The organism is Rathayibacter sp. VKM Ac-2857, from assembly GCF_013205025.1.
Taxonomy (GTDB): domain Bacteria; phylum Actinomycetota; class Actinomycetes; order Actinomycetales; family Microbacteriaceae; genus Rathayibacter.
The window spans coordinates 776,231-785,674 of record NZ_JABMLE010000002.1 but is presented as its reverse complement, the minus strand read 5'-3'; the positions used below and the strand labels follow the sequence as shown (position 1 = coordinate 785,674).

Sequence of the window (9,444 nt, the reverse complement as noted above, 5' to 3'; positions counted from 1 at the left end):
CGTCCACTCGGGGAGAGGAGCCCGTACGCGTCCACTCGGGGAGAGGAGCCCGTACGCGTCCACTCGGGGAGAGGAGCCCGTACGCGTCCACTCGGGGAGAGGAGCGCCGCGCGCGGCCGCTCGCGCAGGCGGCGGGCGCCGTCAGGCGTCGAGGGCGCGCAGCGCCAGCTTCGCGTAGAGGTCCTCGAGGAGGAGGCGGGTGTCGAGGTGGGTGTAGACGCGGAGGTCCGGGCCGTCGCCGGTGCGGGGGCCGTACTGGCCGTCGGGGGTGATCGAGGGGCGGGGGACCTGCGCGGTCCGGCTGGAGGAGGCGTCGGGCTCGAAGGCGGAGAGCAGGGCGGTCGCGAGGACGAGGGGGCTGTCGCCGAGGGCGTAGGTCTCGCCGAAACTCAGACCGTGCGCGGCGCCCATCCGGAAGACGCCGTCGAGGGCGTCGAAGAGGTGCCGGCCCAAGGCCCCGGCGGTGCGCATCCGCACGCGCAGCTCGGCGACGGAGGCCAGCGGCTGCCGGTACGCGTCGCGGGGAAACTGCTCGATCGGCAGCGCTGACGCGAACACCTCGGCGGCGGCGGGCACGTCGATCAGCAGGTTGTACTCGATCGGCATCGCGCCGGGCGGAGGGACGGCCAGGCCCGGGTGCTCCGGCCCGCCGATCCAGACCAGGGTCATCCGCGACGCGATCGACGGCTCCAGCCGCAGCGCGGCCGCCACCTCGGTCAGCCCGGCACCGGCGCAGAGGTACAGCGGCCGCGGGTCGTCCCGCAGCGCCTCCGCGACGATCGCGCGCGCGGCCTCCGACACACCGGCATCCGGAGTGTTCGACCCCGCCACCACCGGCACGTCCGGGCGCCCGCAGAGCGCGAGCACCTCGCGCGCCGCCGCCGCCGCGTTGTCGGCGGTCCGGTCCGACGCGTCGAACGGGTCGCCCGGCCGCAGCCGCGAGCCGACGACCAGCGCCAGCTCGACCGACTCCGACAGCGCGTGCTGCGCGAGCTGCACCAGCCCGTCCGGGTCGCCGGAGTAGTCGTTGTCCGAGATCACCCGCACCCGCGGCGGCACGCCGCTCGCGTCCACGCTCGCGACGCCGCCGGCGTCCCCCTTCGCATCCGCGCCCACGACCGCGCCAGCGTCCCCGCCCGCGCCAGCACCCGCGCCCCCGCTCACGACACCACCCGCGTCAGCCGCACGGCCATGAACTGCCGCGCCGGCAGCTCCACCCGGAACGACCCGGAGAACACCCCGGGCACCCGCGAGACGGTCATCCCCCAGGTGTCGATCACGTCGACGATCCAGGAGTCGGAGGGGTCGCGCACGATCTGCCGGAACCGCGGCCGGTTGAAGCCGAAGTAGACCAGCTGCACGCCGCCGCCCCCGCCCCAGGGCGCGTCCCAGTCGGAGGGCAGCGGGTCGATCCGCCCGTCCGGCATCTCGGCGGTGATGCGTCGGAGGAAGGCGATGCGCGCCGGGCTGTCGCCGACGAGCTCGCCGCCCTTCGACCACCACAGCTCCTCGCGGTCGTTGAGGTACGTCTCGCCGTGGCCGACGTAGCCGCCGCGGACCGCGCCCTCCCAGAACCGCCGGACCATCTCCTCGCCGGTGATGTTGCCCCAGCCCTGGTCGATGTCGCCCTCGTAGGCGCACTCGTCGATCACGACCGGCTTGCCCCACTGCTCCCGCCACGCGTCGGTGTTCTCGGCGGTCCGGTACACGTCGATCCGCTGCACGCTGGCGTGCGTGATCCACGGCCGGGAGTAGTCGTAGAAACCGAAGCAGTTGTGGATCGAGAGCAGGTGGCCCACCGGATCCTCGGCGACGACGAGCGCGGCGAGCCGCTCCCAGTCGTCGACGGTCTTCGACCAGAGCAGGTCGTACTCGTTGGCGAGCGACCACCAGACGTTCGGCGAGGCGGCCAGGCGCCGGACCACGTAGCGCGTGACGAGGTCGTCGGCCGCGCGGCCCATGTCCGAGAAGCCCCAGCGGTCGTAGGCGTGGAAGAGGATCACGTCGGCCTGGATGCCGAGCGCGTCGAGATCCGCGACCCGCTCCTCCAGCCGGCGGAAGAACGCGGGCACGGGCCGGTCGAAGTCCCAGCCGTCGCCGTCGCGCTCGAACGGGTACAGCTCCGGCTCGTTCGTGTTGTACAGGTACGCCTTCGGGAAGACGCAGTGCCGCACCTTGGTGAACGGCGCCTCGGCGAGCGTCGCGAGGGTCGCCTCCTGCAGCGCCTCGGTCTGGTGCGTCCAGGCGTACGCGGTCGTGCCGAGCGGCAGGTGCCGGGTGCCGTCCTCGTGCGCGAAGTGGAAGGTGTCGGCCACCCGCACCGGCCCGTGCGCGCCGGGCAGGGCGGGCTCCACGGTGACGGAGGCGGAGAGCCCGTCGAGCGAGCGCGCGGTGGAGGTGGTGGTCACACTCCACACCCCTGCGGCAGGAGGCAGGAACCGCACCCGGTACACCCCGTCGCCGTCGTAGAACCCGCCGGCCCGCACCGTCTCGTCGCCGAGCGAGAACTCCGCCGAGAACTCGACGTCGACGAACGGGTTGCCGTGCGACGGCCCGTCGACGACGACCTCGGCCGGCGCCCACACGGTGCCGGGAGCGACCGCTCGCACCACGGCCGACGCCACAGCGACGTCCTCGCCCTCGTAATCGGAGCGCGGCAGCACGGCCACCCGCTCCGGCCGCGGCGCCGCGACTCCGGAGTCGTCGACCGCGTCGAGCGCCGCCCAGAACGAGGCCTCGCGCTCGGGGTCCGCCTTGAGCAGCGGATCCATCCCCACGACGAGCCCGACGGGGGCGGAGCGCAGCTGCACCAGCAGCGGCGAGTTGACGACACCCGGGACGAAACGGCGCACGACGTCGCCCGCCTCCCCGTGGTCGAGGACGGCGGCCAGGGTCGATTCGCGGGAGAAGCCCACGGTCACACCTCCACGGTGGTCAGGGTCTGCACGGTGCGCCGGAACTCGGCCTGCATGTCGAGGGCGTCGCGCTGCAGCAGCCACTGCACCTGCAGCCCGTCCATCGTCGCGATGACGCGGATCGCGGCGCTGCGCGGGTCCACGCCCGGCACGAGCTGCCCGCGGGTCAGCATGTCGCCGAACGCGCCGGTGAACAGGTCGACGATGAAGCGGTAGCGGTTCGCGAAGTACTCGTGCGCCGGGTGGTCGGCGTGGGTGGCCTCCGCCGAGAGCACGCACTGCAGCTCGACGAGGCCGGGGATCTCGGTGTTGTAGGCGACCAGGTCGATCAGCGCGCGGACCGTGTCGATCCCGGGGACGGCGTCGCCGCTGGGCACCCGCACGATCGAGTGGTCGTCGCGGAGGGTGAGCACCGCCGAGAGCAGCTCCCACTTGTTGGCGAAGTGGTGCAGCACGCCGGCCTGGCTGAGCCCGACCTTCTCGGCGATCTCGCGCAGCGACGCGGCGTGGTAGCCGCTCGCGGAGAAGACCTCCAGGCCCGCGGCCACGATCTCGGCGCGCCGGGCGGCGGTCTTGGCGTACTGCCCGCGCGGTCGCCGCGGGGGAGAGGTGGGGAGTGCCATGAAGTGCCTCCTGGCGCATCGTTGCGAGGGGGCTCGGAGCCTCCGGTGCGAGAAACCTAGCCGCTAGAGGTTTCCGAGTCAAAAACCTGGCGCGGATTCGGCTTTCAGGAACACGCCCGTCAGAGCCCGGTTCCGGAGGTGCTCCCGGATGTGAACGGTCACGAGAATCACGAAAACCTAACGGGCCGAAGTTTTTCTCTCAAAAACCTAGGGGTCATCTGTTTTTCGTGTTAGCTTCCTCGGCACCGGTTCATGGGAGAACCGGGAGAACCTGGAGACCGAAGATGTTCCGATGGAAGAGGCTGGCGGCCGCTGCGATCGCCGTCACCACGATGGTCGGCCTGACCAGCTGCGCGGCCGACTCCGGCGGAGGCGCCTCCGGCGGCTCGAGCGAGACGCTCACGCTGGGTGCGATCCAGACCCTGTCGACGTTCGCCGCGGCGGACTCGTACTGGGCCAACGAGTCGCCGTACATGCAGGCCGTCTACGACAGCGTGCTGCGGGCCGAGCCCGACGGCACCATCACCGAGGGCCTCGCGTCCGAGTGGACCTACAACGAGGACAACACCGTCCTCACCCTGAAGATCCGCGACGGCGTGACCTTCTCCGACGGATCGACGCTCGACGCCGACGCCGTCGCGCAGAACCTGATCCGCTTCCGCGACGGCAACTCGCCCGACACGAACAAGATGGCCGATCTCGCCGACGCCGTCGCGACCGACGCCTCGACCGTCACGGTGACCCTCAAGCAGGCCAACCCGACCTTCCTCTTCTACCTGACCCAGAACGCCGGCCTCGTCGAGGCGCCCTCCGCCTTCGAGTCCGCCGACATCCAGACCGTCCCGGTCGGCTCCGGCCCCTACGAGCTCGACGCGGCCAAGACCGTCATCGGCACCTCCTACGCCTTCACCAAGCGCGACGGCTACTGGGACGAGGACTCGGTCCACTACGACAACCTGAACATCAACGTCTACAGCGACTCCACCGCTCTGGTGAACGCGATCAAGGGCGGTCAGGTCAACGCGGCCAACACGGTCGACAACAACGACCTCAAGGAGATCGAGGCGTCGGGCTTCACCGTCAACCCCTTCGAGCTCAACTGGACCGGTCTGCTGCTGCTCGACCGCGACGGCACCATCGCGCCGGCCCTGAAGGACGTCCGCGTCCGCCAGGCCATCAACTACGCGTTCGACAAGGAGTCGCTGCTGAAGGCCATCGGCCAGGGCTACGGCACTCCGACCACGCAGATCTTCCCGACCTCCTCCGAGGGCTACGACGAGTCGCTCGACGACGACTACCCCTACGACCCCGAGAAGGCCAAGGAGCTGCTCGCCGAGGCCGGCTACCCGGACGGCTTCGAGCTGAACATGCCCTCGAGCTCGCTCGTCGGCTCCTCGACCTTCACGCTGATCCAGCAGCAGCTCTCCGAGGTCGGCATCACCGTCACCTACACCGACGCCGGCAACAACTTCATCGCCGACGTCCTCGCCCCGAAGTACGCCGCCACCTGGCTCACGCTGCAGCAGGACCCCGACTGGGCCCTGATCAACTTCGAGCTCAGCCCCAACGCGATCTTCAACCCCTTCAAGAACGCCGACCCCGAGCTCGAGACGCTGATCGAGGCCGTCCGCACCGCGGACGAGTCCGGCTACGCCGCCGCCGTCCAGGCCGTCAACGCCTACACGGTCGAGAACGCCTGGTTCGCCCCCTGGTACCGCCAGCAGTCGAGCTTCGTGACCGACGCGAACACGAAGGTCGAGACCCAGACGGGCAACGCCTACCCGTACCTCTGGGCGATTACCCCAGCGTGATCGGCACCCCGGCCTGATCCGGATCGGCGGGGGCCGGCTTCACGGCCGGCCCCCGCTCCCTCTCTTCGCGCCGCCCGATCCGCTGATCGCGTCCGCGCCCTCCTCCGTTCGAAGGACCACTGATGACCAGGTTCATCCTGCGACGCGTCATCTCGGGGATCATCCTCGTGGTGCTGATCTCCGTCGTCGCCTACGCACTCCTCTATCTCGGCGGCGGCGACATCGCCCGCCGCATCCTCGGGCAGAACGCGACGCCGGAGGCGGTGGCCCAGCGGGCCGCGCAGCTCGGCCTCGACCAGCCGATCTGGTCGCAGTACCTCGGCTGGCTCGGCCACGCCGTGACCGGCGACCTCGGCAGCTCCTGGTTCACCGGGCAGGCGGTCACCACCGCCATCTCCACCCGCGTCACCGTCACGCTCTCCCTGGTCATCGGCGCCACGATCATCTCCGCGATCGTCGCCGTCGTGCTCGGCGTCTGGGCCGCGGTCCGCCGCGGCTGGGCCGACAAGCTCGTGCAGCTGGTCTCGATCCTCGGCTTCGCGATCCCCGGCTTCCTCATCGCGCTGGGCCTCGTCACCGTCTTCGCGATCAACCTCCGCTGGTTCAAGCCGACCGGCTACGTCAACCTCACCGACTCGTTCTCGGGCTGGATCGCCACGGTCACCCTGCCGATCATCGCCCTCGCGATCGGCGGCATCGCCGGCGTCGCCCAGCAGGTCCGCGGCTCCGTCATCGACGCGCTCCGCCAGGACTACGTGCGGACCCTGCGCTCGCGCGGCCTGCCCGCCAACCGGATCGTCTTCCAGCACGTGCTGCGGAACGCCGGCGGCCCCGCGCTCGCCGTCCTCGCCGTGCAGTTCATCGGCCTCCTCGGCGGCGCCGTCATCGTCGAGCAGATCTTCGCGATCCCCGGTCTCGGCCAGGTCGCGGTCACCGCGACCACCCAGGGCGACATCCCGCTGGTGATGGGCCTCGTGCTCGTCACCGCGATCATCGTCGTCATCGTCAACCTGCTCATCGACCTGCTCCAGGGCTGGCTCAACCCGAAGGTGCGACTCTCATGACCGCCACGACTCCGCTGCCCGCCAGCACCCCGTCGGTCGGAGTGGAGGAGCGCGCCGCCCGCACGCACCTCTTCCGGCGCCTGCTGCACAACCCGGTCGGGCTCGTCTCGCTCGTCTTCCTCGCGATCGTCGTCCTCTCCGGGATCTTCGCGCCGCTGCTCGCCCCGGCCGATCCCAACCGCGCCTCGCTGCAGGACGTGCTCGCCGAGCCCGGTGCCGCGCACCTGCTCGGCGCCGACAGTGCGGGCCGCGACGTCCTCTCGCGACTGCTCTTCGGCACCCAGTTCAGCCTCGCCGGTGCCCTGGTCGCACTCGCCGTCGCCGTCGTCATCGGCGTCACCAGCGGACTGCTGGCCGGCTACTTCGGCGGCTGGTTCGACTCCGTCTCGGCCTGGACCTCCGGCCTCGTGATGGCGCTGCCCGGCTTCGTCGTGCTGCTGGCGGCCCGCGCCGTCATCGGCCCGTCGATGTGGCTCTCGATGGCCATCTTCGGCGTCCTGCTCTCGCCGGCCTTCCACCGCCTGGTCTACGCCTCCGTCACCGCGGTGCGCGGCGAGCTCTTCGTCGACGCGGCGCGGGTCTCCGGCCTCAGCAACGGCCGGATCATCGCCCGGCACATCCTCACCGTCGTCCGCGCTCCCGTCATCATCCAGGCCTCGCTGGTCGCCGGCATCGCGATCGCGATCCAGGCCGGACTCGAGTTCCTCGGCCTCGGCGACCTGTCGATCCCCACCTGGGGCTCGATGCTCAACGACGGCTTCTCCAACGTCTTCAACGCCCCGATCCTGATGCTCTGGCCGAGCCTCGCGATCGCGCTCACCTCCATCGCGCTGACCCTGCTGGGCAACGCGATGCGCGACGAGCTCGAGCGAAGCGCCTCCGGAGCCAAGCGCTCGAAGAAGCGCAAGTCGGCCTCGGCGCCCGCGACGGTGCCGACCAGCCTGTCGACGATCGGCATCCAGACCATGCTCGACGAGGACGCCGCGGCGCCCAAGACGGTCGTGCACGAGGAGGAGGCCGGCGCGACCGGTGCTGACAGGAACGTGGCCGAGGAGATCCTCCGCGTCACGAACCTCTCGGTCGGCTACGGCCAGAACGACGGCTCGGTGAAGACGGTCGTCCACGACGTCTCGCTCGCGGTCCGCCGCGGCGAGATCCACGGCCTGATCGGCGAGTCCGGCTCCGGCAAGACGCAGACCGCCTGGTCGGTGCTGCGCCTGCTGCCCGAGGGCGGCCGGATCACCGGCGGCTCGATCGTCTTCGACGGCCAGGACCTCGCGCACCTGTCGGAGAAGGAGATGACCAAGCTCCGCGGCAAGCGCATCGCGTACATCCCGCAGGAGCCGATGTCGAACCTCGACCCCTCCTTCACCATCGGCACGCAGCTCGTGCAGCCGATGCGGATCTGTCTCGGCCTCTCCAAGGCGGCGGCGAAGGAGCGGGCGCTCGGCCTGCTCGCCCGGGTCGGCATCCCCAACCCGCAGCGCACGTTCGACGCCTACCCGCACGAGGTCTCCGGCGGCATGGCCCAGCGGGTGCTGATCGCCGGCGCCGTCTCCTGCGACCCCGACCTGCTGATCGCCGACGAGCCGACCACTGCGCTCGACGTCACGGTGCAGGCCGAGGTGCTCGACCTGCTCCGCGAGCTGCAGTCGGAGCTGAACATGGGCATGATCCTCGTCACGCACAACTTCGGCGTCGTCGCCGACCTGTGCGACCGCGTCTCGGTCATGCGCGATGGCCGGATCGTCGAGACCGGGCCCGTGCGCTCGATCTTCGCCGACCCCCGTCACCCCTACACCCGCGCCCTGTTCGACGCGATCCTCGAGGAGGGGCCCGCCCGCGGACCGCTCGTCGCCACCACCGCCGTGAAGGAGTCGAGCCGATGAGCGCCGCACCCGCCGCACCGTCCGAGCTACTGCTGGACGTCAAGGACGTCGTCGTCGAGTACCCGGGCAAGGGCTTCCGTGCCAAGCCTTTCCAGGCGCTGAAGGGCGTCTCGCTCGACATCCGTCCCGGCGAGACGGTCGGCCTGGTCGGCGAGTCCGGCTCAGGCAAGACCACGCTCGGCCGCGCGGTGCTGGGGCTCGCCCCGGTCACCGGCGGCGAGATCCTCTACAACGGGCGCGACATCGCGCACCTCGACCGGCGTCAGCGCCGCGGGCTCTCCTCCGAGATCCAGGTCGTCTTCCAGGACCCGTACACCTCGCTCAACCCGTCGCTGACGATCGAGCAGATCCTGGTGGAGCCGCTCACCGTGCGGAAGGTCGACGCCAAGGTCGCCTCCAAGCGGGTGCGCGAGCTGCTCGACCAGGTGGGGCTGCCGCAGTCCGCGGCCGACCGCCTGCCGCGCGAGTTCTCCGGCGGTCAGCGCCAGCGGATCGCGATCGCCCGGGCGCTCGCCCTCGAGCCGCGGCTGATCGTCTGCGACGAGCCCGTCTCGGCGCTGGACCTCTCCACCCAGGCGCGCGTCCTCGACCTCTTCACCGAGATCCAGGAGCGCACCGGAGTCGCGTACCTCTTCGTCTCGCACGACCTCGCCGTCGTGCGGCACCTCTCGCACCGCGTCGCCGTGATGTACCACGGCGAGATCGTGGAGTGGGGCGACGGCGACCAGGTCACCTCCCGCCCGGAGCACGCCTACACCCAGCGCCTCTTCCTGGCGGCCCCCGTCGCCGACCCGGTCCGCCAGGCCACCCGCCGCGAGGAGCGCCGAGCCTTCGTGGCCGCCCACCCCTGACACTCGCCCCCTGGACGCGCGCCGCGTCCCTCCCCTTCCGCGAGATGCCACTTATGAGCGCGACACGCCGCGCGATCGCGTCAAAAGTGGCATCTCGCGGGAGGGATCAGCACGTCCCGACAGAGAGAGACTTCCCGTGACCGACACCTCCACTGCTCCCCGCATCCCGGCCGAGGGACCCGACGCCGACGCCCTGCTCACCGAGCTGATCGGGCGCCTCGACCTCGAGGAGAAGGTGCAGCTGCTCACCGGCCGCGACTTCTGGACCACCTGGCCGATCGAGAAGATCGG

The 9,444-nt window shown here is 71.0% G+C and carries 7 protein-coding genes; 4 read left to right on the top strand and 3 right to left on the bottom strand.

Features of this window, described 5'->3' with window-relative positions; translation table 11 throughout:
- Positions 1–141: 141 nt before the first annotated feature.
- From HQQ86_RS10940 to HQQ86_RS10930, 3 genes are read right to left on the bottom strand one after another with little or no spacing between them, the layout of a single operon-like run.
- Positions 142–1,116: a nucleoside hydrolase gene (locus HQQ86_RS10940; protein ID WP_216845313.1), complete on the bottom strand. Its 975-nt coding sequence runs from the start codon at positions 1,114–1,116 to the stop codon at positions 142–144.
- Positions 1,117–1,160: 44 nt separating this feature from the next.
- A complete protein-coding gene (locus tag HQQ86_RS10935; protein ID WP_173288102.1) occupies positions 1,161–2,915 on the bottom strand; it encodes a DUF5605 domain-containing protein in 1,755 nt (584 codons plus the stop codon).
- Between the two features lie 2 nt (positions 2,916–2,917).
- Complete coding sequence (locus tag HQQ86_RS10930) at positions 2,918–3,538, bottom strand: TetR/AcrR family transcriptional regulator (RefSeq protein ID WP_123705422.1); 621 nt, start codon at positions 3,536–3,538, stop codon at positions 2,918–2,920.
- Positions 3,539–3,822: 284 nt separating this feature from the next.
- Between HQQ86_RS10930 and HQQ86_RS10925 the strand changes: the two genes are divergently transcribed.
- The 4 genes from HQQ86_RS10925 to HQQ86_RS10910 all read left to right on the top strand — a co-directional run bounded on the left by HQQ86_RS10925 (position 3,823) and on the right by HQQ86_RS10910 (position 9,153).
- Positions 3,823–5,349 carry an ABC transporter substrate-binding protein gene (locus HQQ86_RS10925; RefSeq protein WP_173288101.1) on the top strand — a complete coding sequence of 509 codons (1,527 nt, stop codon included), beginning with the start codon at positions 3,823–3,825 and terminating at the stop codon, positions 5,347–5,349.
- A gap of 122 nt (positions 5,350–5,471) precedes the next feature.
- Positions 5,472–6,413 (top strand): ABC transporter permease, encoded by a 942-nt coding sequence (locus HQQ86_RS10920; RefSeq protein ID WP_173288100.1) that lies wholly within the window; start codon positions 5,472–5,474, stop codon positions 6,411–6,413.
- Positions 6,410–8,302 (top strand): dipeptide/oligopeptide/nickel ABC transporter permease/ATP-binding protein, encoded by a 1,893-nt coding sequence (locus HQQ86_RS10915; RefSeq protein WP_173288099.1) that lies wholly within the window; start codon positions 6,410–6,412, stop codon positions 8,300–8,302. Before HQQ86_RS10920 ends, HQQ86_RS10915 begins: the two co-directional genes overlap by 4 nt.
- A complete protein-coding gene (locus HQQ86_RS10910; RefSeq protein WP_123705418.1) occupies positions 8,299–9,153 on the top strand; it encodes an ABC transporter ATP-binding protein in 855 nt (284 codons plus the stop codon). The genes HQQ86_RS10915 and HQQ86_RS10910 overlap by 4 nt, the downstream gene beginning before the upstream one ends.
- Positions 9,154–9,444: the final 291 nt, after the last annotated feature.